Source organism: Rahnella bonaserana (genome assembly GCF_019049675.1).
Lineage (GTDB): Bacteria > Pseudomonadota > Gammaproteobacteria > Enterobacterales > Enterobacteriaceae > Rahnella > Rahnella bonaserana.
This window is the reverse complement of record NZ_JAFMOW010000066.1, coordinates 38,204-62,804: the sequence shown is the minus strand read 5'-3', so window position 1 is coordinate 62,804 and position 24,601 is coordinate 38,204. Positions and strand designations below refer to the sequence as shown.

Annotated in this window: 24 protein-coding genes; 10 read left to right on the top strand and 14 right to left on the bottom strand. The window is 53.5% G+C overall.

Translation table 11 applies throughout. The features are described from left to right. Window positions 1-99 precede the first annotated feature (99 nt). Window positions 100-1,560 (top strand): beta-Ala-His dipeptidase, encoded by a 1,461-nt coding sequence (pepD, locus tag J1778_RS17820; protein WP_217174303.1) that lies wholly within the window; start codon window positions 100-102, stop codon window positions 1,558-1,560. Window positions 1,561-1,563: 3 nt separating this feature from the next. Here pepD and dinB read toward each other — a convergent pair whose 3' ends face one another. Beyond that, the gene (gene dinB, locus J1778_RS17815) at window positions 1,564-2,649 is read right to left on the bottom strand and encodes a DNA polymerase IV (protein ID WP_217174302.1); all 1,086 of its coding nucleotides are present in this window, start codon (window positions 2,647-2,649) and stop codon (window positions 1,564-1,566) included. Window positions 2,650-2,929: 280 nt separating this feature from the next. Between dinB and dpaA the strand changes: the two genes are divergently transcribed. Further along, window positions 2,930-3,655, top strand: a complete 726-nt coding sequence (gene dpaA, locus J1778_RS17810) for a peptidoglycan meso-diaminopimelic acid protein amidase (RefSeq protein WP_217174301.1) — start codon at window positions 2,930-2,932, stop codon at window positions 3,653-3,655. On the opposite strand, the gene J1778_RS17805 is transcribed toward dpaA, so the two are convergent. Both J1778_RS17805 and lpcA read right to left on the bottom strand, forming a co-directional pair. After that, the gene (locus J1778_RS17805) at window positions 3,626-4,393 is read right to left on the bottom strand and encodes a class II glutamine amidotransferase (protein WP_015696178.1); all 768 of its coding nucleotides are present in this window, start codon (window positions 4,391-4,393) and stop codon (window positions 3,626-3,628) included. The two genes, dpaA and J1778_RS17805, sit on opposite strands and share 30 nt — an antisense overlap. Before the next feature lie 140 nt (window positions 4,394-4,533). Continuing rightward, entirely contained in the window at window positions 4,534-5,112 is a 579-nt protein-coding gene (gene lpcA, locus J1778_RS17800) for a D-sedoheptulose 7-phosphate isomerase (RefSeq protein WP_120163197.1), read from the bottom strand. A gap of 269 nt (window positions 5,113-5,381) precedes the next feature. Between lpcA and fadE the strand changes: the two genes are divergently transcribed. Further along, window positions 5,382-7,850 carry an acyl-CoA dehydrogenase FadE gene (gene fadE, locus J1778_RS17795; RefSeq protein WP_217174300.1) on the top strand — a complete coding sequence of 823 codons (2,469 nt, stop codon included), beginning with the start codon at window positions 5,382-5,384 and terminating at the stop codon, window positions 7,848-7,850. Window positions 7,851-8,052: 202 nt separating this feature from the next. Here the strand turns inward: fadE and J1778_RS17790 are convergent, their stop codons facing one another. The 3 genes from J1778_RS17790 to mtnK form a co-directional block, all read right to left on the bottom strand. Next, window positions 8,053-9,450, bottom strand: coding sequence for a carbohydrate porin (locus J1778_RS17790; RefSeq protein ID WP_217174299.1), 1,398 nt, complete (start codon window positions 9,448-9,450; stop codon window positions 8,053-8,055). 292 nt (window positions 9,451-9,742) lie between these two features. Next, a complete protein-coding gene (locus J1778_RS17785) occupies window positions 9,743-10,213 on the bottom strand; it encodes a YehS family protein (RefSeq protein WP_095923134.1) in 471 nt (156 codons plus the stop codon). 95 nt (window positions 10,214-10,308) lie between these two features. Next, window positions 10,309-11,508, bottom strand: a complete 1,200-nt coding sequence (gene mtnK, locus J1778_RS17780; protein WP_217174298.1) for an S-methyl-5-thioribose kinase — start codon at window positions 11,506-11,508, stop codon at window positions 10,309-10,311. A 116-nt stretch (window positions 11,509-11,624) separates the two neighbouring features. Between mtnK and mtnA the strand changes: the two genes are divergently transcribed. The 4 genes from mtnA to J1778_RS17760 all read left to right on the top strand — a co-directional run bounded on the left by mtnA (window position 11,625) and on the right by J1778_RS17760 (window position 14,688). Beyond that, window positions 11,625-12,653, top strand: coding sequence for an S-methyl-5-thioribose-1-phosphate isomerase (mtnA, locus tag J1778_RS17775; protein WP_217174297.1), 1,029 nt, complete (start codon window positions 11,625-11,627; stop codon window positions 12,651-12,653). 311 nt (window positions 12,654-12,964) lie between these two features. After that, on the top strand, window positions 12,965-13,636 hold the full coding sequence (locus tag J1778_RS17770; RefSeq protein WP_095923137.1) for a CsgG/HfaB family protein: 672 nt from the start codon (window positions 12,965-12,967) through the stop codon (window positions 13,634-13,636). Between the two features lie 18 nt (window positions 13,637-13,654). Next, the gene (locus J1778_RS17765; protein WP_217174296.1) at window positions 13,655-14,032 is read left to right on the top strand and encodes a DUF4810 domain-containing protein; all 378 of its coding nucleotides are present in this window, start codon (window positions 13,655-13,657) and stop codon (window positions 14,030-14,032) included. Further along, complete coding sequence (locus J1778_RS17760) at window positions 14,029-14,688, top strand: DUF799 domain-containing protein (RefSeq protein WP_217174295.1); 660 nt, start codon at window positions 14,029-14,031, stop codon at window positions 14,686-14,688. Before J1778_RS17765 ends, J1778_RS17760 begins: the two co-directional genes overlap by 4 nt. Before the next feature lie 485 nt (window positions 14,689-15,173). Here J1778_RS17760 and J1778_RS17755 read toward each other — a convergent pair whose 3' ends face one another. From J1778_RS17755 to J1778_RS17745, 3 genes are read right to left on the bottom strand one after another with little or no spacing between them, the layout of a single operon-like run. After that, window positions 15,174-15,719 (bottom strand): 1,2-dihydroxy-3-keto-5-methylthiopentene dioxygenase, encoded by a 546-nt coding sequence (locus J1778_RS17755; protein WP_113877962.1) that lies wholly within the window; start codon window positions 15,717-15,719, stop codon window positions 15,174-15,176. Window positions 15,720-15,730: 11 nt separating this feature from the next. Then, the gene (gene mtnC, locus J1778_RS17750) at window positions 15,731-16,417 is read right to left on the bottom strand and encodes an acireductone synthase (protein WP_217174294.1); all 687 of its coding nucleotides are present in this window, start codon (window positions 16,415-16,417) and stop codon (window positions 15,731-15,733) included. Then, window positions 16,414-17,028: a methylthioribulose 1-phosphate dehydratase gene (locus tag J1778_RS17745; protein ID WP_217174293.1), complete on the bottom strand. Its 615-nt coding sequence runs from the start codon at window positions 17,026-17,028 to the stop codon at window positions 16,414-16,416. Before J1778_RS17745 ends, mtnC begins: the two co-directional genes overlap by 4 nt. Before the next feature lie 207 nt (window positions 17,029-17,235). Here J1778_RS17745 and J1778_RS17740 point away from each other — a divergent pair, with 207 nt between their 5' ends. Together J1778_RS17740 and J1778_RS17735 are read left to right on the top strand one after the other, a co-directional pair. Beyond that, window positions 17,236-18,396 carry a pyridoxal phosphate-dependent aminotransferase gene (locus J1778_RS17740; RefSeq protein ID WP_217174292.1) on the top strand — a complete coding sequence of 387 codons (1,161 nt, stop codon included), beginning with the start codon at window positions 17,236-17,238 and terminating at the stop codon, window positions 18,394-18,396. Beyond that, complete coding sequence (locus J1778_RS17735) at window positions 18,384-19,157, top strand: amidohydrolase (protein WP_217174291.1); 774 nt, start codon at window positions 18,384-18,386, stop codon at window positions 19,155-19,157. The genes J1778_RS17740 and J1778_RS17735 overlap by 13 nt, the downstream gene beginning before the upstream one ends. Window positions 19,158-19,243: 86 nt before the next feature. Here J1778_RS17735 and J1778_RS17730 read toward each other — a convergent pair whose 3' ends face one another. Continuing rightward, window positions 19,244-19,750 (bottom strand): DUF1993 domain-containing protein, encoded by a 507-nt coding sequence (locus J1778_RS17730; protein ID WP_217174290.1) that lies wholly within the window; start codon window positions 19,748-19,750, stop codon window positions 19,244-19,246. Between the two features lie 212 nt (window positions 19,751-19,962). Between J1778_RS17730 and J1778_RS17725 the strand changes: the two genes are divergently transcribed. Beyond that, on the top strand, window positions 19,963-21,231 hold the full coding sequence (locus J1778_RS17725; RefSeq protein ID WP_217174289.1) for a glutamine amidotransferase-related protein: 1,269 nt from the start codon (window positions 19,963-19,965) through the stop codon (window positions 21,229-21,231). 13 nt (window positions 21,232-21,244) lie between these two features. Here the strand turns inward: J1778_RS17725 and uraH are convergent, their stop codons facing one another. The 4 genes from uraH to J1778_RS17705 are packed head-to-tail and all read right to left on the bottom strand — an operon-like array spanning window position 21,245 to window position 24,601. Next, a complete protein-coding gene (gene uraH, locus J1778_RS17720; RefSeq protein WP_217174288.1) occupies window positions 21,245-21,580 on the bottom strand; it encodes a hydroxyisourate hydrolase in 336 nt (111 codons plus the stop codon). Further along, on the bottom strand, window positions 21,577-22,092 hold the full coding sequence (gene uraD / locus J1778_RS17715; protein ID WP_217174287.1) for a 2-oxo-4-hydroxy-4-carboxy-5-ureidoimidazoline decarboxylase: 516 nt from the start codon (window positions 22,090-22,092) through the stop codon (window positions 21,577-21,579). The genes uraH and uraD overlap by 4 nt, the downstream gene beginning before the upstream one ends. Continuing rightward, window positions 22,089-23,363 carry an allantoate amidohydrolase gene (hpxK, locus tag J1778_RS17710; RefSeq protein WP_217174286.1) on the bottom strand — a complete coding sequence of 425 codons (1,275 nt, stop codon included), beginning with the start codon at window positions 23,361-23,363 and terminating at the stop codon, window positions 22,089-22,091. Before hpxK ends, uraD begins: the two co-directional genes overlap by 4 nt. Further along, on the bottom strand, window positions 23,363-24,601 hold the full coding sequence (locus J1778_RS17705; RefSeq protein ID WP_217174285.1) for a pyridoxal-phosphate-dependent aminotransferase family protein: 1,239 nt from the start codon (window positions 24,599-24,601) through the stop codon (window positions 23,363-23,365). The genes hpxK and J1778_RS17705 overlap by 1 nt, the downstream gene beginning before the upstream one ends.

Sequence of the window (24,601 nt, the reverse complement as noted above, 5' to 3'; positions counted from 1 at the left end):
ACAGTCTGGCGGGGATTACTTAACCTTAAACCTACAGCATCTCAATCAGTTCCCCTGCAAACGGAGCCTGAATGAGCTGACTGTTACAGGAGACTTATAGTGTCTGAACTGTCTCAGCTTTCGCCACAACCGTTGTGGGATATTTTTGCCAAAATCTGTTCAATTCCGCACCCTTCTTATCATGAAGAAGAACTGGCAAAACACATCGTTGAATGGGCACAGGAAAAGGGTATCCACGCTGAGCGTGATGAAGTCGGCAACATTTTGCTGCGTAAACCGGCCACAAAAGGCATGGAAAACCGCAAAGCCGTTGCCCTGCAGGCGCACCTCGATATGGTGCCGCAGAAAAACAACGATACCGTTCATGATTTCACTAAAGATCCGATCCAGCCGTTCATCGAAGACGGTTGGGTAAAAGCCCGCGGCACCACGCTGGGTTCTGACAATGGTATCGGCATGGCGTCCGCGCTGGCAGTTCTGGCTGATGACAGCGTAGAGCACGGTCCGCTTGAAGTGCTGCTGACCATGACCGAAGAAACCGGCATGGCAGGCGCATTCGGCCTGCAACCAGACTGGTTACAGTCTGAAATCCTGATCAACACCGATTCTGAAACCGAAGGCGAAATCTACATGGGTTGCGCCGGCGGCATTGATTTTACCGCCACATTGCCACTGAGCCGTGAAGCGGTTCCGGCCGGTTTCACTACGCTGAAGCTGACCCTGAAAGGACTGAAAGGCGGCCACTCCGGCGCTGATATCCATTTAGGTCTGGGTAACGCAAGCAAACTGCTGGCGCGTTTCCTGGCAGACAACGCCGAGACACTGGGCCTGCGTCTGCTGGATTTCACCGGCGGCACACTGCGTAACGCCATCCCGCGTGAAGCGATTGCAACTCTGGCCGTTGCTGCGGATAAAACAGACGCACTGAAAGCGGCAGCACAGGAATTCCTGGCGACCATTCAGTTCGAACTGTCAGCGGTTGAGAAGAAAATCGCCCTGGTGACAGAAGCGGCCGAAAGCAACGCGAAAGCGCTGACTGCTGAAACTCAGGGGAAATTCCTTGCGCTGCTGAACGCGACGCCAAACGGCGTGATCCGCATGAGTGATGACGTGAAAGGCGTGGTAGAAACCTCGCTGAACGTCGGTGTTGTCACCATGAAAGATGACGAAGTGGCGATCAACAGCCTGATCCGTTCTCTTATCGACAGCGGTAAAGAATATGTGGTCAGCATGCTCAACTCACTGAGTGAACTGGCTGGCGCGAAAAGCCTGGCAAAAGGCAGCTACCCTGGCTGGAAACCGGAGCCAAGCTCACCGGTGATGACGCTGGTGCGTGAAACTTACCAGTCGCTGTTCAATAAAACCCCGAACATCATGGTGATCCACGCCGGTCTGGAATGCGGTCTGTTCAAAAAACCGTACCCGGAGATGGACATGGTTTCCATCGGGCCAACCATCACCGGCCCGCACTCGCCGGATGAACAGGTTGAAATCGCCAGCGTCGAGCTGTACTGGAAACTGCTGACGGCCCTGCTGAAAGCGATCCCTGAAAAGAAATGATATTTAAGCTCCTCCCCCTTCGCAGGGGGAGGAGCTCAAATCCAATAGAAGCTGACGCTCTATCTGCGGATCCTGCAACGTCACATGTAACCCCACCAGCCTGACCCCTCTTCCGCCACGCCGCTGTTCCCAGGCATCACGTGCGACTTTCAGTAAATCTTCTTTATTCAGTACCGGCCAGACGTGTTCCTGCGTGGTTTGCTGGAAATCGTGGAATTTGAGCTTTACGCCCTGTCGCGCAATGCGCAGATCCGGGCTGACACGGCTTAAACGTGTTTGCAGTTCAGGATACAAACGTTCGATCAGCGCCACGCACTCTTCCCAGCTGTGAATATCTTCGGCCAGCGTACGTTCCACACCGACGGATTTACGCAACCGCTCGGGGGAGATCTCACGTTCGTCGATCCCCTGACAACGTTCCCACAACACACGCCCGAATTTGCCAAAACGTTTAAGCAGTTTCGCCAGATCGTAACGTTGCACGTCGCCGCAGGTGATCAGCCCCTGCTCCTGCAATCGCTGGGCGGTAACTTTGCCGACGCCGGGAATTTTGCTCAGCGGCAAATCTTGTAAAAATGCGTCCACTTTATCGGGCGTAATCACAAACTGGCCGTTGGGTTTGTTCAGATCTGAGGCGATTTTTGCCAGAAATTTTATTGGCGCAATGCCCGCAGAAGCCGTCAGATTGATTTCATCGAAAATCGCCTGACGAATTTCAGCGGCGATAAGCGTGGCGGAACCGTTGCACTGGGTAGCGTCGGAAACATCCAGATAAGCTTCGTCGAGTGACAACGGTTCAATCAATGGCGTATAACGCGCGAAGATTTCACGAATGTGGTTTGACGCTTCTTTATAAGCGTCCATTCTGCCGGGAATGACTTTCAGATGCGGGCAGAGTTTCAGGGCCATGCCGGTAGGCATTGCGCTGTGTACACCGAACTTGCGTGCAGGATAATTGGCGGTACTGATGACACCACGGCGGTCACGACTGCCGCCGATGGCGATGGGAATGTCGCGCAGGGAAGGATCGTCGCGCATCTCGACAGCCGCGAAAAAGCAGTCCATATCCACATGAATGATTTTACGCATAGCCCTCCCCAAAGACTGTATAAGTATACAGTTCAATGTGGAGATTTCCAACACAGAAAATGTTGGTTAATTTCGCTCAATTCATCACCATTCATGGCAAGGTAATAAATTTCCGATTAGGAAACTCATTATTCATTATTTGGTGATTGCTAAAAAATTAATCAGTATTAATATGGCATCGTTTCAGACAGGCAGTACATAAGAAGAAAATCAGTGGCGGTCTTACAGGCAGTTCAGCTGTAGACAAAATAATCGAAATTATTACCAAGCAGGATTTAGAATGATCAGAATCGCGCTGTTTCTTGCGATGCTCCTCAGTTTGCCTTTATTTACAGCAAATTACGCCGTGGCCAGCGATGCTGTCCCGGTCAACGCGACGCTTAAAAAGCAATTGTTAGGCGCTCCGGTTTATATCCAGATCTTCAAACAAGAACGTAAACTCGAATTGTATGCCCAGCTCGACGGCGAATTTCGTCTGATCGGCAGCTACGGCATCTGCGATTTTTCCGGCGGTTTGGGAAATAAACGTCGCGAAGGTGATTTCAAAAGCCCGGAAGGTTTCTACAACGTGGATATTCACCACCTGAAACCCGACAGCCGCTTTTATCGCGCCATCAACATCGGTTTCCCCAACGCTTACGACATCTCGCAGGGCTATTCCGGTAAGTATCTGATGATCCACGGGAACTGTAAGTCTATCGGTTGCTATGCCATGACCGACGGCTACATGGACGAAATCTTTACCTATGTGCAGGCGGCATTCCAGTTCGGGCAGCGTAACCTGCAGATCAGCATTTACCCGTTCAAAATGACCGATGCCAATATGAAGGCGCACAAAAACTCAAGCTACTACAGCTTCTGGAGCCAGTTGCAGCCGGGATATGCGTACTTTGAGAAACACCATCAGCCACCGAATGTCGTGGTGAGTGATGGTAAATATGAAGTGCTGCAGCCGTTGTCTAACACCCCGCTGTCCTCACAGCTGGCGTTCGCCCCGATGAAATAACGCGAACTCACCTGGAGCAATCTTGTTCCAGGTTTCGTTTGCGGTCAGCGGTTGCGTGGCAATCACGGTGACGACATCATCCGGTGTCGTCTGCTGCTGAAAATCAATTTCCACATCCTGATCCAACAACGTTGCCTTACCGAAAGGCGCCCGCCGCGTGATCCAGTGCAAATTCGTCGAGCAGTATGCCATCACGAAATTACCGTCCGACAGCAACATGTTAAACACCCCTTTCTGCCGTAACTCATCAGCCAGCGACGCGATATAGCGAAATACCGGCGGCCAGCTTGCTGGGCGGCGCGGATAACGTTGGGTGAGTTTATGCAGCAACCAGCAAAATGCGTATTCACTGTCAGTCTGACCGACCGGGCGCAGCGTGCCGGTATCCAGCTGGCGGTAACCGCGAAGCTGGCCGTTGTGTGCGTAAGTCCAGTTGCGTCCCCACAGTTCGCGGGTAAACGGATGGGTATTTTCCAGCGCCACTTCGCCACGGTTTGCCTGACGAATATGAGAAATCACCGCGCAGGATTTGATCGGGTATTCCTGAACAAGGCGGGCAATGGGCGAATTAAAACTTGGCGTCGGATCTTTAAAAGTACGACAGCCATTACCTTCATAAAAGGTAATGCCCCAGCCGTCTTTATGCGGGCCAGTCCCGCCACCGCGCTGCACTAACCCACTGAAACTGAAACAAATATCAGTAGGAACGTTAGCGCTCATCCCGAGCAATTCGCACATCACCTGCCTCCTTTTATTATTCTTATAATGCGCTGCACTCAGGTAAGACAAGGCGAAATCTGGCGAAGAAGCGGAGTTTACACAGAGTAAATGAGCATTCTGAGCCAGATTTCAACGCCGTATTACCCACGTGCGGCGAATTATTTTGCCATCTCTTTTTCGATCAATAAGATCAGGATATGTATCACTTTAATGTGGATTTCCTGTACGCGGTCAGCGAAACCAAAGTGCGGAACGCGGATTTCCACGTCGGCTGAGCCGTCCATTTTGCCGCCATCTTTACCGGTCAGGGTAATGACTTTCATGCCTTTGGCACGCGCGGCTTCGATAGCTTTGATCACGTTACCGGAATTACCGGAAGTGGAGATGCCCAGCAGAACGTCGCCTTTCTGGCCAACCGCTTCCAGATAACGGGAAAAAATGTATTCGTAACCGAAATCGTTGCCGACGCAGGAGATGTGGCTGACGTCAGAAATGGCAATCGCCGGATAGCCCGGACGGTTTTCGCGATAACGGCCAGTCAGTTCTTCCGCGAAATGCATGGCGTCACAATGTGAACCGCCGTTGCCGCAGGAAATCACTTTCCCACCCGCCTTGAATGAATCTGCCAGCAGCACTGCTGCACGTTGAATAGACTCAATATTTGCCGGATCGCTGATGAATTTATTCAGCGTGTCAGCAGCTTCGTTCAGTTCAGTACGGATAATATCCTGGTACATAGCAGCCTCTTTTATGTCCATTTGCAGCCGGTTTACGCACGGCCGATAGCAATAAAACGTTCCGCTGTGCAGTTTAACGGAAAGCCGAAACAGCGAGAAGCAATGAAGCGGTAATGATTCCGATAGTTTCAGTTTTTGACGCTTCGTGCGGCCGGTTTGTGAGCTGTGTTGTAATTAGTATGTAAACACATTGATAAAGAAATGAGCATGAACTAAAACCATTGTATCCCTACAACAGGTCAGACCTCCTACTACTCAGGAGCTTTACTATGATGGTTCTTAGCATTGTTGCATTTGTCGTGATCCTTGGTGTGTTGTTCTACCACAAGGTCAATCTTGCCCTTAGCAGCCTGATTTTACTGGCGTTTACCGCTGTCATGGGTGCCATTCATCTGTGGACGCTGTGGCTTTTGTTGCCGCTGGCGATCATTTTGCTGCCGTTTAATATCCCGGCCCTGCGTCGTTCATTGTTCTCAGCCCCTGCCCTTCGTACCTTCCGTAAAGTGATGCCGGCCATGTCGCGCACTGAAAAAGAAGCGATCGAAGCCGGGACGACCTGGTGGGAAGGCGATCTGTTTGGCGGTAAGCCGGACTGGAGAAAATTGCAGGATTATCCTGAACAGCGCCTGACTGAAGAAGAGCAACGCTTTATCGACGGCCCGGTAGAAGAAGCCTGCCGCATGGCGAATGACTTTCAGATTACCCATGAACTGGCGGATTTGCCGCCGGAACTGTGGGCGTATCTGAAAGAACACCGCTTCTTCGCGATGATTATTAAGAAAGAATACGGCGGCCTGGAATTCTCCGCTTACGCTCAGGCACGTGTGTTGCAAAAACTGGCCGGTGTTTCCGGTATTCTGGCAATCACCGTCGGTGTGCCGAACTCCCTCGGCCCGGGCGAACTGCTGCAGCATTACGGCACTGAAGAACAGAAAGATCATTATCTACCACGTCTGGCTGAAGGTCTGGAAATCCCTTGTTTCGCCCTGACCAGCCCGGAAGCGGGTTCTGATGCCGGCGCTATTCCGGATTTCGGTATCGTCTGTAAAGGCCAGTGGCAGGGGAAAGAAGTCCTCGGTATGCGTCTGACCTGGAACAAGCGATACATCACGCTGGCCCCTATCGCCACCGTGCTGGGCCTGGCGTTTAAACTGAAAGACCCTGAACATCTGCTCGGCAACGAAACCGAACTGGGCATTACCTGTGCGCTGATCCCAACAGATACCGCCGGTGTCGAAATTGGCCATCGTCACTTCCCGCTCAACGTGCCGTTCCAGAACGGTCCGACGCGCGGCCACGATATTTTCGTGCCGATTGACTACATCATTGGCGGCCCGAAAATGGCCGGTCAGGGCTGGCGTATGCTGGTGGAATGCCTGTCTGTCGGTCGCGGTATTACCCTGCCATCTAACTCCACGGGTAGCCTGAAATCTCTGGCGCTGGCGACCGGCGCATATGCCTATATCCGCCGTCAGTTCAAACTGCCTATCGGTAAAATGGAAGGTATCGAAGAACCGCTGGCGCGCATCGCCGGTAACGCGTATGTGATGGACGCCGCTGCTACCTTGATTACTAACGGCATTATGCTGGGCGAAAAACCGGCGGTGCTGTCAGCTATCGTGAAATACCACTGTACCCACCGCGGCCAGCGCGCCGTGATGGATGCGATGGATATCACCGGCGGTAAAGGCATTATGCTCGGTACCAGCAACTTTGTGGCCCGTTCTTATCAGGGCGCGCCGATTGCGATTACCGTGGAAGGTGCCAACATTCTGACCCGCAGCATGATCATCTTTGGACAGGGCGCGATCCGCTGCCATCCTTATGTTCTGCGTGAAATGGCAGCAGCTGAGAAAAACGATCTGGTCGATTTCGACCGTGCGCTGTTCGGCCATATCGGCCATGTCGGCAGTAATAAAATGCGCAGTTTCTGGCTCGGTCTGACCGGCGGGCGCACCAGCGATACGCCGGTAAACGACAAAACGGCGCGTTACTATCAGCACATCAACCGTCTGAGCGCTAACCTGGCGCTGCTGTCTGATATTTCGATGGGCGTGCTCGGCGGCAGTCTGAAACGTCGCGAACGTATTTCTGCCCGTCTCGGCGATATCCTCAGCCAGATGTATCTGGCGACGGCAACGCTGAAACGTTATGACGAAGAAGGCTGTAACGAAGAGGATTTACCGCTGGTTCACTGGGGCGTGCAGGATTGTCTGCATCAGGCTGAAGTGGCTATCGACGATTTGTTGCGTAACTTCCCGAACCGTTTCGTGGCGGGTGTGATGCGTCTGGTGATTTTCCCGCTGGGCCTTTCACACGCCGCACCGTCTGACCGACTTGATCATGAACTGGCACGTATTCTTCAGGTGCCTTCCGCGACCCGCAGCCGCATCGGGCGTGGTCAGTATCTGACGCCAAGCGAGCATAATCCGGTCGGTCTGCTGGAAGAAGCGTTGCAGGATATTCTGGCCGCTGAGCCGGTTCACAAACGTCTGTGCGATGCGATGGGCAAAAAGCTGCCATTCACCCGTCTGGATATTCTGGCGCAAAAAGGTCTGGATGCCGGCCATCTGAGTGCTGATGACGCCCGGATCCTGAGCCGTGCGGAAGAAAGCCGTCTGCGTTCCATTAACGTCGATGAGTTTGAACCGGACGCACTGGCTGCGCAAAAACCTGAAGCGGAGAAAGACAGCGTAAAAAAGGCTGAGGCGAAACCCCGCCACACCGAAGCTGCCTGATTTAACGGTTAAGTCATAAAAAAGCCTGAGTGTTTACGCACTCAGGCTTTTATTATTTTGTGAAGATACACACGTATTACCCTAAATAGTTCATGTTGCAGAAAGGCGGTAAGCTCATGAATCCCCGGGAGCTTAGATAACTAAGCTCCCGGGGTGAGTGAGTGCAACCAACGCATCTGCAGCGCGAAATATGACGGGTAATTTAGAAGTAGTATTTAAAGCGGACACGCGCCCCATACCTCTGGTCGCTGTCATCATCGCTGCTGTAAGTTTTATCCGCTTCCAGCATGGAGATATAGGCGCCGAGATACACGTTGAAGTTTTCCATGTTCATGACGTTCGGGATCAGGTAGCTGGCGTGCACGGTATGGATATCGTAGCTGCCCGGTTCATCGAACCAGTCATCGTCGTAATCGGATGCACGAACACCTTCAATACTGAAATCTTCGATTTTGTTATGCGCGTAGATGTAACCCAGTTCGAAGTTTTTCCACAACGCATTGGCACCGACGGTGAAGTCCTTTTCATCCGACGCGTCCATATACGCCGTGCTCAGGTTTGCCACCACGCCATTTTCCGGATCAGCTTTCTGGCCGTTCCAGGTCATCGTCATACCGTAACCATTACGTTTAGACTGATCGACGAATTCGTTTTTATCGTTGGTATAACCATACGCGTTGTTCACCACGTTGGTTTCCATTGCCGCCGCGACCGAGAAGGCATCCCCTTTCCAGGCAATAATCGGGCGCAGATACGCAACGTTTTTGTCATTCTCAAGTTCGTTGCCGTGATAGTTTTGCTCGGCAAACAGGGCTGTACCGTTTTCCAGCAAGGTATTCAGCTCGAAATACCAGTTGCCGATATTTTTATTCAGCAAGATGTTGCCGCCGCTGTCACTACGCCCGCGCCCTTCTTTCATCATGTAGACATAGCCATAACCGTCGGCGTACAAGTCGTTGGCGGTATTCCCGGAGTATTCGATGAAGGTATCCTGATTAAGCGGGAACATATCGTAGGCTTCGAAACGACCGATTTTTGCCATCCAGTCTTTCTCCTCACCGAAGAAGAAGGCGGCATCATCAAGATTCATCGAGCCATTCAGATCAGCCGTTGGCTGTACGGAAAAACCAGAGAACTGACCATTATCATTACGGCGATAACCGTCCAGCCCGATTAATAACCGTCCGTTAACATCCCAGCGTTCGTTATTTCCCGGCTTCCAGTTTTTATTGTCACTGGTTCGCACTGAGGTTAATTGCCCCGTACGACTTGCGCCGTCGACATTAAATTCCACATCGCCATACAGTTTTAAATTATCGAATCCATTTAGTGTTAATAATTTGTCTTTCGATATGCCATCCTTTTTAACTTCCACCGGATTGGCTTCTTTCACGCTGGCAATTTCCTGCTCGCGTTTGATGTCCTGATGTTTTAGCTGCTGGATTTGCTTTTCTGCCGTTTCTGCTCGCATTTCAGCTTGTTGCAGACGTTGTTCGAGCTGTGCCATACGGGCTTCGAGACTGCTTTGAGAGGCCGCGGCAACAGAAGAACCCGAAACGGCCAATCCAACGAACAGGGCCAGCGCTTTAATTTTTGTCATAATAAGATATCCTTTTCACTATAAAATTTAACCGCAGCCAGTCAATTAACAGCGGTGTTTTATTTATTTTGAAATAGTGCCCAGAGGTATTACGGCGAGGGATGAAGATAGTTTCCTGATTAATATGCTGTCAAAAATAAACTAAAAAAACGTGAAGTGAGAAAGGAATAACCAAATTCCGCAATTACAGAATCAATAAACGTAAAACGGGAGCCTTTTTTAAAGGCTCCCGCTTATTATTCATTCTTGAAGTATTCAGTGTAAAAATATTTACTTCATGAATATTTTATATTCAACCCTTTTTAGGACGCACTTTCGCCGTCAGCCCTTTCAGGAAATAACGCATCACCTGATCGCCGCACGGACGGTAGTTTTTGTGGCCTTCTTTACGGAAGAATGCGCTCAGTTCGCCTTCAGATACTTTGAAATCAGCGGCGGTCAGTACAGAAATCATGTCTTCAGTTTTCAGCTCAAACGCCACACGCAATTTTTTCAGCATGATGTTGTTGGTCAGACGCTTTTCTACTTCCGGTGCCGGGAAGCGATCGTCTTTGCCGCGTTTGAAGGTAATCAGGCCATTGAGGAAGTTCGCCATCACTTCGTCCGGCACTTCCATATACCCTTCTTCGTCTTCTTTTTTCAGGTAGCGCGACATCACTTCTGGGCTGACAGGCGTACCGGTCGTTTTGAGGATCTCAATCAACTGACCTTCGCTCAAATCCAGCATGTAGCGCACGCTGCGCAAGACATGGTTATGCATCATAATTCTGTATTCCTGTTAAAAGTAAACCGAGGAAATGCCACCGGGTTTACCCCTACGCACCTCGAAGGCGGGCATTATACAAGAATATTACAGGATTAGCTGAACTGACGTATCCGCGCAATAAGTGACTCCACATCGCTGATTTGTTGTGCAGTCAGAATGAGTTTTTGGCCGAGGCTCAGCGCATGACGCTGACAATCGGCGCGCATCGCAGCCTCTTTAATGCTGTCGAGATCGGCGACGTGTGCCAGCCCGATGGTACGGCGGATCAACTCCGCGCCGCAGTAACCGACCGCATCGTGCCAGACTTCCTGCAGGAAGACTTCTGCATAGCCCGGCTCTGCCAGAGTCGGATCCTGTGATTTATCCCGCGCCAGTTGCAGGAAACGTTCCGAGAAGCTCAGCCACAGTTCACGCACATCTTTCAGGCGTTGCTCGCGACCCTCTGCTGCTTCACGCACGCCGACCAGCCCCGGCAGACCGCAGTAGTTCAGTAACAAATTGCCCATCGCCGAACCCGGATCGAACCCCAGCGGGCCGTAATACCCGAATTCCGCATCGATGGCTTTGAGTTTACCTTCTGCGACAAAAATCGAGCCGCTGTGAATATCCCCGTGCAGCAACGCTTCGGCTTTACTCAGGAAACGGTGCTTCAGCCCAGCCACTGCCAGACGCAGCGGTTTATCGGCCCGCAGCGCGTCCACTTCCGGCTGCAATACGGCGTCAAAATTATTGCGCTCATGGTCGACATACGGATCGGTAAAGAACAGATCTTCGGTGATCTGGCACAATTCAGGATTAGTAAAACGGGAGACTTCGGCTTTTTTGGACTGCGCGTTCTGGAAGAAATCCGAGGTATGGAACAGCGTCTGCGCCAGATATTCACCCAGCTGGGCAGATGCCTGCGGGTAGTATTTCCCCTGCACCAGTTCGCTGCGCCAGATGTGATGATCCGACAAATCTTCCTGCACCATTACCGCCAGTTCGGCATCATGATGTAACACGGTGACCGTATGCTGCGGGCAATACTGACTGTGGATAATCAGGGTTTCCGCTTCAATGCGCGCACGATCTAAGGTCAGCGGCCAGGATTCACCTACACAGCGCACATAGGGCAACGCCTGTTTGACAATCACCCGGCTTTTACCCGCGGTATCGCGGATCTTAAACACCAGATTCAGATTTCCGTCACCGATTTCATCAGCGGTAACCAGGGATTGCGGATCCGCCACGCCACCAAACTGACGGGCATATTCAACGGCATCTTTGGCGGTAAATGTGTAGTAGCGCGACATCCTGACCTCTCGAATTCTTTTTTAGCCTTTAAAGCGTTTAGACGTCTATACATCCGTTACGCATGTTGGCAGAATAAGTGACCAGATGCAACCGGGCAACAAGGATTTAACCAATAATGCAAAGCCTCACAACCACCAGTTTACGTATTCGTGAAAACCAGCTGTGGATCCTCGACCAGCAAGCCCTGCCGCAACAGTCTGACTGGCGCGAATGTCGCGACGTCAGCGAACTGGTGGATCATATCCGCACCCTGCGCGTGCGCGGTGCGCCGCTGATTGGCTTGTCTGCCAGCCTGCTGCTGGCCCTGCTGGCCGAACGGGGTATGGCGCAGGATGAATTACATCAGGCGCTGGAAACACTGCGTGCTTCACGCCCGACCGCCGTGAATCTGATGAACAATCTCGACCGGATGAAAGCCGCGCTGCAACAATCTGATTACGTGAAAGCGTTAGCAGAAGAAGCGTTGCGTCTGGTGGATGAGGACCGCGCATTGTGCGAAAGCATTGCGGCTCATGGCGCTAAGCTGGTCACGCCCGGCAGCCGCCTGCTGACCCATTGCAACACAGGTGGGCTGGCAACGGCAGGAGTCGGCACGGCAATCGGGGTGATCCGCCGCGCCCATGAACAAGGCAATGTAGAACAGGTTTGGGTGGACGAAACCCGTCCGCTGTTGCAGGGCGGTCGTCTCACCGCCTGGGAACTCGGTGAGCTGAGCATTCCTTATCAGCTGATTTGTGATTCGATGGCCGCCAGCCTGATGGCACAAAAGCGCGTCGATGCCGTCTGGGTCGGGGCTGACCGCATTGCTGCGAATGGCGATGTTGCCAACAAAATCGGCACTTACAGCCTGGCGGTTCTGGCGAAATATCACGGCATTCCATTCTACGTCGCTGCACCGCATACCACCCACGATCCGCAATGCCCGAACGGTGCCGCCATCCCTATCGAACAGCGCGACGCACGCGAAGTCACCGGCGTTTCCGGCAGTTTTGGTTCCGTACAATGGGCACCGCTGGACGCACAGGTTTATAACCCGGCATTTGATGTCACCCCGGCAGAATTGATCAGCGGCTGGGTGCTGGATGTGGGGGTGGTGACGCCGGATCAGGTTCGCGAGGGTATTTTCCGGCAAGCCTTGCAGTGATCCCTCCAATAAATAATGCGGCGTCTGCGGGCGCTGTTTTTTTGAGCTGATGATAAGAAAATCCCAAAAATGTAAGGAAATCGAAAAGCAATATCTGTTAGGATTATTTTTAGCCAATTTTAAATTTTATTCTCTTTCAGAGCCGGTATTCCGTAACTGAAAAGAATAAAAATGGCTATTGAGATAATTCATCGTTTTTAAGTGAAATATCCGCATCAACCTATTGGAACGACATTAAACCAAATTAATTTAATTTGGCACGGGCTGCTTTTGCCCGTTAATAAGACATTAAATGGACAAGGAATAGTAACATGAGGAAATCAGTTTTCATTTTGTCGGCCATGATTGCGGCAGGCACATTATCAGGGTGCGCTACAGAATCATCCCGCACAGTAGAAGTTCAGAAAGTCGCTTCTTATAACACGCAATATAACGGCCCCCGCAGTCCGATTTCTGTCGGCAAATTCGATAATCGCTCCAGCTATATGAGTGGTATTTTCTCCGACGGCGTTGATCGTCTGGGCAATCAGTCTAAAACTATTCTGGTTACAGACCTGCAACAAACTGGCCGCTTCAATGTTTTAGACCGCACGAATATGGCGGAAATTAAAGAAGAAGCCGGAATTAAAGGGCAGGCACAAACGCTGAAAGGGGCTAACTACGTCATCACCGGTGATGTGACTGAATTTGGCCGTAAAGAAGTCGGCGACAACCAGCTGTGGGGGATCCTCGGCCGCGGTAAGCAGCAAATTGCGTATGCCAAAGTTAGCCTGAATGTGGTCAACGTCCAGACCTCTGAAGTGGTGTATTCCTCTCAGGGCGCAGGCGAATATTCCCTGTCCAACCGTGAAATTATTGGTTTCGGCGGCACCGCCAGTTATGACTCCACGTTAAACGGTAAAGTGCTGGATTTAGCGATCCGCGAAGCAGTGAATAATCTGGTGAATGGAATCGAAAGCGGCGCATGGCGTCCGGCTAATTAATAATACGGATATTCTAAAATGACATTATGTAAAACCCGAAGTGCCGTGATAAAAGTCGGCCTTGTTACCTTAGCGTTATTATTAGCGGGCTGCGCAAAACAGGCTGACAAATCATTATATAACTGGGATAACTATCAGAAGACCGTTTACCAGTATTATCAGGGCGACAAAGTCGGACCGGAAGAGCAAATCGCGTCATTGAAAGAGTCGATTGAAAAATCCCGTGCCACCAGTAAAGCCGTTCCTCCAGGCCTGCACGCGCAACTCGGATTACTTTATGCCAATACCGGTCATACCGATCTGGCATTCCAGGAATTTAACACTGAGAAAAGTTTATTTCCGGAGTCAGCAACCTACATGGATTTCCTGCTGAAAAATAAAGGGAGAGTTAAATGAAACGTTTATTCCTGCTGACCGGTATGGTGCTGACGTTGCTGCTGACAGGCTGTGCGAAAAAAGCGTCTTACGATTACACGGCGTTTAAAGAGAGCAAGCCGCGGTCGATTCTGGTGCTGCCACCGGTGAACCATTCACCGGATGTGAACGCCAGCCACAGCATGCTTTCAACTGTCACGGCACCGCTGGCAGAAGACGGCTTCTATGTCTTCCCGGTGGCTGTCGTTGAGGAAACCTTCAAGCAGAACGGCATAACCGGTGCGGAAGATATCCGTGCAGTCAGCGCCGCCAAACTGCGTGAAATTTTCGGTGCTGATGCCGCGCTTTACATTGATATCACCAGTTACGGCAGCAGCTACATGGTGGTTTCCAGCGAAACCCGTGTCACCGCTAATGCCAAACTGGTGGATTTACGCAATGGCAAAGTGCTGTGGACAGGTAACGCCACTGCCTCTGACAGCGAAAATGACAACAACAACGGCGGGATCATCGGCATGCTGGTTCAGGCTGCGGTGAAGCAAATCTCCAGCACGATTTCCGACAAAGGTCATGATATCGCCGGGCTCACCAGCTACCGTCTGCTGAGTGCATCTCAGACCGACGGCCTGCTGTACGGCCCACGCTCACCGAATTATGGTAAGCAGGCAATGCGTTAAAGGCCTGAAGAAAGCCGTCCCTTGCGGGACGGCTTTCTGGCTTACTTGCCCGGTGCGTTAATGATCACATTAAGAGAGTTGTTGGAAATGCTCCAGCTCCCCTTCCCTTGTGTCAGCGTCGCGCCGGTGACAACGAGAAAGATACAGATGTACCCTTTCATTGTGCGGTCCTTGCAAAGACCGCTTCACGTCAACACCACCGGTGATATCTCCGTGAAAACAAGCACTGGGTTGCGCCTGCGTTGACGGTCATTGGACATCCTTTTCTGAAACCGGTGCCCGTTTGCTAAGACGGCGTAAAGGGCCGCCACAATCATACTCTTGTTGTCGGCCAGCTTGACAAAATTGTTCAGAAAGCAGACTATATTTTGGCTGGGTTGCGCTTGCGTTACATCAGTAACGAAGCCCGCTGGAAAGGCCGCTAACCTGACCAGCACAAAAAAACCACCTTCTGGTGGTTTTTTTGTTTCTGCAGTACGCAAACCTTATTCACCCATCCTCGGATACGCATCGGCAATCTTATCGCCCGTGAAATGCGCCACCCACCCTTCAGGATTGTCGAATACACGGATCGCCGTAAACGACGGGGAACCGCCCATATCAAACCAGTGGCGGGTGTTGGCCGGTACAGAGATCAGATCGTTCTTCTCGCACAGGATCTGGAAGATCTTACCGTTCAGATGCAGGCAAAACAGCCCGGCGCCTTCGACAAAGAAACGCACTTCATCTTCACCATGTGTATGTTCGGAAAGGAATTTTGTGCGCAGCACGTCGCGCTGTTCGTTGTCCGGACGCATGCTGATCACATCCCAGCTCTGGTAACCCTTCTCTTCGACCAGCTTGTCGATTTCATGCTGATAAGCGGCAATCACGTCCTGCGGCTGCGGGTTCGCGCCTAAATCGCGGTCGGCCTGCCAGCGCTCGAAACGTACATCAATTTTGCTCAGTTCAGCGGCAATAGCGTCGCCGTCCCGGCTTTCCCACACCGGTGCGGAAGGATCCTGGTCACTAAAAATCGTTAATGCACTCATGGTCAACCCTCTTATAAGAATGCTTCTAAGGCTATCTGATCAAAACGATTAACCTGCAGGTGGTCGCTGAGTTCGTCAGCGTCATCGCGGATCAGCTGACAGGTATGCCAGCCCGCCAGGCGCGCGGCATCCAGTTCCTGACGGATGTCCGATAAAAACAGTAAATCCTGCGGCGGCAATATCAGTTGCTCGGCGATGTTCTGATACGACTCTGTTTCACGCTTGGCACCGACGCGGGTGTCGAAATATCCGCTGAACAGTGGCGTTAAATCACCGGCATCGCTGTAACCAAACAACAGTTTCTGCGCGTCCACCGAACCGGAGGAATACACGCAAAGTTGCAGGCCTTCGGCTTTCCACGCTTCCAGTTGCGGCGCGACGTCGTCATAAAGATGCCCGCGAAAATCGCCATTCTCATAACCGGTACGCCAGATGATGCCCTGCAAAACTTTCAGCGACGTCGATTTCACGTCGTTGTCCATGTAGGTAAAAAGCTGTTCGATCAGCGCTTCGATGCTGGCCTGTGGCCGGTCGATTTCAGTGCGTAAGGCATCCAGCGCTGCCGCGACGTCCGGCTGTTCATGCTCATGGCGAAGGAATTCCGCCAGACGCTGGCGGGCATAAGGGAATAACACCTGATGCACAAAACGGATATCTGTAGTGGTACCTTCAATATCAGTGACAATGGCGCGAATCATTTGGCCTCCAGCAGGCGACGTTGCAGTTCACACTGGAACAGGAATTCCAGCCCTTCCAGATGGCGGCGTGCTTCAGCCACATCCCGTCCCCAGCAAGTCAGCCCGTGACCGCGCAGCAGAAAACCATACTGCAACGGCGCATGCTCTGAAGACGCAATAATTTTCTGCGCCAGCGCAGGAATATCCTGGCTGTTGTCGAAAATAGGGATCACCACCTGATCGAGGTGCGAGGTCTGGCCGCTGAGCGATTTCTGCATCTCGTAGCCTTCCAGCACCAGCGCGCCGCTGCGCTCAACCCGCGATAACACGGTCGAATTGACCGAATGGGTATGCAGCACCGCGCCTGTTTCAGGATAGCGGGAATACAGCATCGTGTGCAGCCCGGTTTCCGCAGACGGACGACGACCGCCCGGCGCAAGACCGCTTTCCAGCGCCACCAGCAGGAAATCATCTGCAGTCAGTGAGCCTTTGTCTTTCCCTGATTCGGTGATCAGGCAATGGGCATCGCCTTCGCGAACAGACATATTACCGCCCGTCGCCGGGCTCCAGCCCTTCTGACCAATCCAGTGACAGGCCGCCAGCAGCGCGCCCAGTTGCAAATTTTCTGTCATCTTTATCCTGAAAAACGGTGCGTTGAGGGACGGAGTTTGGGGTGAAAATAGCGATATATAAAAAGTGTAGTGCCTTAGACCGAATTGGCATTTAGCCATCTAAGCGTCTCGATTGCCAAATATTAACATCGTGTTATATTGTCAGCAACATCGCTATTTGCACACCTGACGCCTGTCAGGTCAACGGTCCAGGAGTATTGACCCGCCATGAGCACAGCAGCATTGATCCCCGAAAGTAAACTTCCTGCCTTAGGCACCACAATTTTCACCCAAATGAGTGCTCTGGCGCAGAAACACAATGCGATTAACCTGTCGCAGGGTTTTCCTGATTTCGACGGTCCGCAATATCTTCGGGATCGTCTGGCGTATCACGTCAGTCAGGGTTCGAACCAGTACGCCCCGATGACCGGCACGGCGCCACTGCGTGAAGCGATTGCCGCGAAAACAGAACAGATTTACGGCTATGCGCCGGACGCCAGCACCGACATCACCATCACGGCGGGCGCGACAGAATCGCTGTATATCGCCATCACCGCGCTGGTATCGAAAGGTGATGAAGTGATCGCTTTTGATCCGAGCTATGACTGCTATGCCCCGGCGGTGGAACTGGCGGGCGGCGTGATGAAACGCATTCAGCTACAACCGCCGGAATTTAAAGTGAACTGGGCGGAATTCGCCGATCAGATCACTGACCGCACGAAGCTGGTGATCATCAACACGCCGCATAATCCGTCGGCCACGGTCTGGAGCGACAGCGACGTCGAACAACTCTGGCAGACCATTGCGGATAAGCACATTTTCGTGCTGAGCGATGAAGTGTACGAGCACATCTGCTTCGCGCCGCAAGGCCACGCCAGCGTGCTGCGTCATCCCGAGCTGCGTCAGCGCGCCATTGCGGTGTCATCGTTCGGCAAGACCTATCACATGACCGGCTGGCGCGTGGGTTACTGCATCGCACCGGCGATTATCAGCGCCGAACTGCGTAAGGTTCATCAGTATCTGACCTTCTCCATCACCACACCGGTTCAGCTGGCGCTGGCGGATATGCTGCGTGAAGCGCCTGAACACTGGCAGGAATTACCGGCCTTTTATCAGGCCAAGCGCGACCGTTTGGCGCAGGGACTGGCGAACAGCCGTCTGAAAGTGTTACCCAGTCAGGGCACCTATTTCCTGCTGGTCGATTACAGCGACGTGTCCGATTTAGACGACGTTGCATTCTGCCACTGGCTGACTGAACATGTGGGCGTGGCGGCCATTCCGATGTCGGTATTCTGCGCCGCGCCTTTCCCACACAAACTGATCCGGCTGTGCTTTGCCAAACGGGAAGCCACGCTGGACGCTGCCGCGGAGCGCCTGTGTCAACTTTAAAACTGTCCGTACTGCAACAGCCTCTGGTATGGCTGGACGGCGAGGCGAATCTCGCGCATTTCGACGGTCTGCTGGGTGCGCTGACCGGCCGTGACCTGATTGTGTTGCCGGAAATGTTCACCACCGGTTTTGCCATGCAGGCACCGGGCAGCGCGCTGCCTGAGTCGCGCGTGGTGCAGTGGCTGCAACACTGGGCGACACAACTCGGCGCGATGATTGGCGGCAGTGTGGCGCTGAGCACCACGGAAGGCGCGGTGAACCGTTTCCTGCTGGTTGAGCCACAGGGCAAAGTGCATTTTTACGATAAACGTCACCTGTTCCGCATGGCGGGCGAACATAATTATTATGTGCCAGGCAAACGTCGTGAAATCGTCGAATGGCGCGGCTGGCGTATTTTGCCGCAAGTCTGTTACGACCTGCGTTTCCCGGTATATTCGCGTAACCGTCAGGATTATGACCTGGCACTTTATGTCGCCAACTGGCCAGCCCCGCGCAGCCGCCACTGGCAGACATTGCTCGCCGCCCGTGCGATTGAAAATCAGGCGTATGTTGCCGGTTGCAACCGCGTCGGCCACGACGATAACGGCCATTACTACAGCGGCGACAGCCTGATCATTAATCCGCAAGGTGAAGAACTGTCACGGGCAGAACCGGGTTCGGCGATGATTATTGAGGCCGAATTATCACTGGAAGCGTTACAGGATTACCGCGAAACCTTCCCCGCCTGGCGCGATGCTGATACGTATTTGTTGCATGACTAAAATTGTTACATGACTAAGATTTTGCGTCAGAAATAAAAAATGCCCCGGACTTTTCAGCCGGGGCTTTTTTTATTCAACAGGTGTGATTAGTTGCCGCCGATAAAGTCCGCTTTACCGATGTTCACGCCCAGATGGCGCAGAATGTTATAGGCCGTGGTGATGTGGAAATAGAAGTTCGGCACGGCAAAGACGGTGACGTAGCTGTGCGCGGTGAATTTCAGTTCATGGTTTCTGCCCTTCACCACGATCTCACGGGATTCATCGCCTTCGAGTTTCGCGACATCCACGCTTTCGATAAAGCGCAGCGTTTTGGCGATACGTTCCTGCAACTCAGCAAACGTCACTTCATTATCTTCCATCGCCGGTGCGGCAACGCCCGACAGACGGGCAATTGCGCCTTTCGACATATCACTGGTGATTTGCACCTGACGTGCCAGCGGATACATATCTTCCGCCAGACGGGTATTCAGCACTTCTTCTTCTGATTTTCCGTTTTCTTTTGCCCATGCAGCGCCCTTTTCCAGCAAGGCTGAAAGATTCTTTAATCCACGAACAAACTGTGCTGCCGTACTGCCATAAAGAGATGCTGACATGATGCTTCCTTAGTGAATGAGGTGTTAGAACAACCGGCGCTACATTAGCGCGTTCCGCTCTAAACAGCGCGACGTTTTATAGCAGTGAAGTGTGACGAAAATCTTGTTTGCGACACAGCGCCCTCTTTTTGTCAGAGCATGTAAAAACACCCCGGTGTGGATCAATTCTTGCATTCAATACTCCCGCAAAAACATCTGACAGAGGACCCCTGATGACCATCACCTTTATTGCACACTCCACGCCCGAACCTGCGTTGTACGGCGCGATGGCAGCGATACTTGCTGAACTCCGCGCTTTGCCGCTGTGTCACTTTCCCGTCAGTCACGATGCACAACGTTACCCGAATGCCCGTCAGCACGTCACGGCACAGGGACACGCACTGACCAGCGGACTGGTGTGGCTTGAGCGCCTGACCGGGCGCGGTGCGGGTGAAGAAACTGGCCTTGAATCCCTGATTTATCGGGCACTTAAAGAAGATATCGTCGTGCCATTGCGTGAGCCTTTATCCGCAGGTCTGGCGGCACAAATCGCAGAACACAGCATTGAAATTGAGTCACTGACCGTGGTGCGCCATCAGGATAAATTTCAGCTGGAAGATTGCGTGACCGGCAAAATTCGCAGCAACGGCTGGGGGCGCGATGCCTTCGGACGCTGGGCGTTAGGCTCAGTTTCGCAGCCGGTTATGCGGGCAGGAAAAACTCTGCGCGTGGCGCTGGCAGGCGATTTTGCCGAGCAGCGCGACAGCTATCCGGCGATGCTCGCTGCACTGGGAGACGCCGCCGATGCACTGGCAATGAACATTGAGGTGGTTTATGTGACAGCCGCGTTACTTGGCAGCCAGCTGGACTGCACGCTTTACGACGTAGATGGCATTATTTTACCGGGAGCGACGTTAACGCAGGGCGATCATCAGGCCAGTGCGCTGGCGACTGCCGCCTGGGCACTGGAAAACCGGACGCCGGTGCTGGGCATCAATCAGGGAATGCATCAGATGGTGACGGCGCTGGGCCAGAAAGTGCTCGGACAAGATCGGGTGGTGATGCACGGCCCGTCAACGCTGGGCAGTCTGCAAACCGGTCTGCCGCTCGCCGAACACGCGCAGCCGCGTCCAGGGAATCAAACTGTCATCACCCGCAGCGGCAGTCTGCTGGCGAATAAAATGGGTGATGAGTTTACACTGCGCTATAACCAGCGCCGCTATCTGAATCCGCATTTACTGGCAGAACTGGAAAGTTCGGGATTGCGCATTACAGGTTACGACGAAAGCGGGGAACAGGCGCAGGTGGCAGAGCTGGACAATCATCCGTTCTTCCTCGGCGTTCAGGGGCAACCGGAACTGATGTCACGCCGTGAGCGCCCGCATCCGCTGCTGATGGCGTTTTTGCAACAGGTGCGTCAGGGCAATCGTGACCGCGATGTCAGCCACGCGGCACTGACCCAAAGCGTGCGGCTAAAGCATCCGCACCTGCTGATGGGCTGAATGACAGAAAGAGTTAACTGCCGCGATACGTTGAATAAGAATACGGACTGACCAACAGCGGCAGATGATAATGATCCTGCTCACCGTCGATCACCACATCAATGATCGCCGAGTGATACAGTGTTTCGCGCCCCGTTGCCGTGAAATACGCGCCGATATCCGCACATAACCGGTAATGCCCGGAAGCCACCGGTTCAGGCGTTAATTTCGCGGCGCGGCCATCGGCATCGGTTTGGGTTTCGCTGAGAAGCGTGATGTTCTGCCCTTCAACGCGTTCCAGCCAGATGCGTACATTGGCCGCAGGCTGCCCCAAAGACGTATCAAGAATATGGGTGGTGATGCGTGTCATATCGGGAATATCTCCTTTAAACGCAGCAGGGTAATTTCTTTAAGTTGTTGCGCCGTTTCCTGATCTTCAGTCTCTGGTGAATTCTGTAACCGCCGTTGCAGATTATCCAGAATTTCCTCAGCGCTGCGCCCTTTGGCGCGGATCAGAAATACCCGCCCGAAACGCTGTTCATAACGCAGGTTGCCGTCCTGCAGCGCATCAGTCACCGTTTGCTGGCTGATGTTGAGCGTCGCCTGTTCGCCACGGGAAAGCTGCGCTTCCTTACTGGCTCCGCTGGCACGTTCGCCGATGCGAGGATGCGCCGACAGCGCCTGAGTAATATCTTCCGGCTGCCAGTTTTCGCAGGCCGCTTCAGCGCTGCGCAATACCTCTTCCACACAAGTATAAGGCCGCCCGTCACTGACGATTTTCGCCCACGAGGGAATATTCACCAGCGGGCGCAACAGGGCAACGGCTTCGAATTCGGATAGCGCATTAAATCTGGATAACGCGCCGGATACTTCAAAGGTCATAAATGTCCCTCTGCAAAACTCATCACCGTATTGATATACGCCTGTACCGCATAGGCCACGTCGCCGCGGGTGACCGATTCATCGGGATGGTGGCTGATGCCGTCTTTACAGCGGACAAACAACATGCCGACCGGCCAGCATTCGGCGATGGCAATCGCGTCATGCCCTGCACCGCTTGGCAGCGACATCGCCTGTCCCAGCAGGTGTAAAACGCTCTGGCTCAGACGATGCTGCAACCCCGCGTTACAGGTCGTCGCGCTGATAGCGTAAAACTGCTCGGCAGCGAACGTCAGGCCACGCCGTGCGGCGATATCCCGGCCTTTCGCCAGCAGCGTTTCCAGCAGCGCAGAGAGATCATCATCGCGCGGGCCGCGCACATCCAGCGACAATTTCACCTGTCCCGGAATGACATTTACCGCACCCGGCAGGCATTCCAGCGTGCCGACCGTTGCCACCAGATTACGGCCGGTGGCAGTAGTGATGCTTTCAATTGCCAGCGTCCATTCGGCGGCGGCGGTCAGGGCGTCCTGACGCTGCCCCATCGGCACGGTTCCGGCATGACCTGCGTGGCCGGTAAATTCGCAATTAAGGCGACGCGCACCGTTAATCGCCGTGACCACACCAAGCGGAACATCCGCCGTTTGCAGGCACGGGCCTTGTTCGATATGCAGTTCCAGATACGCACAGAAATCGCTGACCGCACGCTGTGACGCGCCGATTTTCAGCGGCTCCAGCCCGACATTCTGCATTGCCTGTGCGACGGTAATGCCTTGCGCATCCTGACGGTCCAGCCAGTCAGCAGGCCAGGTGCCGGTCAGCCCGCGACTGCCCAGCAGCGTAATGCCAAAACGTGTGCCTTCCTCATCGCAGAATCCGACAATTTCCACCGCCATCGGCAAACGGATGCCGTTCTGATGCAAATGCGCCACCACTTCCAGCGCTGTCAGCACACCGAGCGGGCCATCGTAACGCCCTGCATTTCGTACGCTGTCGAGATGTGAACCGAGCAGGATGGCGGGTGCCGAAGGATCCAGTCCTTCATAGCGCCCGCAGATGTTGCCGACGCTGTCCTGCCAGACGCGCATACCGGCTGCTTCCATCCATTCACCCACCAGCTGATTAGCCTGTAAATGTTCGGCAGAGAGATACACGCGGGTCAGTTGCCCCGGCGTTTCACTGATGGCGGCGAGTGCGTCGCAGCGCGTCATCACCCGCTCAGCGGCACGTTTTGCGCTTTCGGAAACCGCAGCCAGCGTAAAGGCTTCTGCCATTACTGACCTCCTGCGTAGTGATCCCAGGCGGCCTGCGCCCCTGCGCCATATTTCGACGCATACCCGAGACGGTTAAGCACCGCTTCCAGCGCCACCAGTGTTTGCAACACGCAGTCCTTACGCGCGTTGTAACCCATAGTGCCGATACGCCAGATTTTCCCGGCCAGAGGACCAAATGACGTGCCGATTTCAATGCTGAAATCGTTAAGCATCATCTGACGCACCTGTTCGCCGTGAACGCCCTGCGGAATGACCACGCCGAGCACGTTGTTCATGCGGTTATTCAGGTCGCCGAACACTTCCAGCCCCATGCCCTGAATCCCTGCCAGCAGTGCGCCGCCGTGCAATTTGTGGCGGGCGATGCCGGTGTCGAGCCCTTCTTCCAGAATGATGCGCGCGCACTCACGCGCCGCAAATAACATGCTGGTGGCTTCAGTGTGGTGGTTCAGACGCTCCGGGCCCCAGTAATCCATGATCATGCCCAGATCGAAATAGTTGGAGTAGATCATCTCGTCGTCGCCGTCGGCGTGATCAGCGGTACGGATACCTTCCTCAACGCATTTACGGCGACGGATTTGCTCTTCGAAACGCGGGCTGATGGTCACCGGCGAGCTGCCGGACGGACCGCCGAGACATTTTTGCAAACCGGCAGACACAGCGTCTAAACCCCAGGCGTCAGTTTCCAGCGGATTGCCGCCAAAGGACGCCGTGGCATCGGAATAGAACAGCACGCCGTGACGACGGCAGATTTCACCCAGTTGCTCCAGCGGCTGCAACATGGTGGTGGACGTATCGCCCTGCACGGTCAGCAACCAGCGCGGTTTCACGGATTTAATCGCGTCTTCGATTTGCTGCGGATCAAACACCTCGCCCCACGGCGCTTCAATGGTGTGAACTTCAGCGCGGCAGCGGCGGGCTATTTCACACAACAGGTGCCCGAAACGACCAAACACCGGCACCAGCACTTTGTCGCCCGGACGGATGCCCGAAAGCAGCACGGCTTCGATCCCGGCGCGCGAGGTGCCGTCGATCAGCAACGTCCACTGGTTTTCGGTTTTATACAGCGCACGGTACAGCGCCATCACTTCGTTCATGTAGCCGGTCATGACCGGGTCATATTGCCCGACCAACTGGCTCGCCATCGCCCGCAGCACGCGCGGGTCAGCATTGATTGGCCCCGGCCCCATCAGCAGACGGGTTGGCGGGTTGATTTGTCCTGGAGAGATGAAATTTGACAT